1 protein-coding gene is annotated in these 575 nt (G+C 67.8%); it reads right to left on the bottom strand.

Translation table 11 applies throughout. The annotated features are described in order from the left end of the window. Nucleotides 1-575, bottom strand: a 575-nt coding sequence (locus M8859_RS36705; RefSeq protein ID WP_195141447.1) for a zinc-binding dehydrogenase, incomplete at both ends; no start/stop codon positions are given.

The raw sequence follows: 575 nt of genomic DNA, 5'->3' as shown, positions 1-575 counted from the left end.
GCGGCTACTTGCTGGGGGTCGCGGCGATCCAGCAACCCCATCTCCACGAACCGTCCACCCGGCCGCAGCAACCGCAGCGAGGCATCCACGAATTCCCCCGCCAGCGAATCCAGCACCACATCCACACCAGCACCACCGGTCACCCCACGGAACTGCCCCTCGAACTCCAACGACCGGGAATCACCGATCTCCTCCCCACCGAACCCCAACCCCCGCAACACATCCCACTTCGGCCGACTCGCCGTCACCAGCAACCGCAATCCCAACCAACGACCCAACTGCACCGCCGCCATCCCCACCCCACCCGTGGCCGCATGCACCAACACCGTCTCCCCCGCCCGCGCCCCGGCCACATCCACCAACCCGTAGAACGCCGTCGCGAACACCGCCGGCACCGCCGCCGCCTGCGCGAACGACCACCCCACCGGCATCACCACCAACAACCGGTGATCGGCCACCACCACCGACCCCACACCCGTCACAAACCCGAAAACCCGATCACCAGGCACCAACCCCGACACACCCGCACCCACCTCCACCACCACACCAGCACCCTCCACACCCAACACAGCGTC

Source organism: Nocardia sputi, from assembly GCF_023501985.1.
The sequence above is the reverse complement of the archived record's forward strand: the minus strand, read 5'-3'. Positions and strand labels throughout refer to the sequence as shown.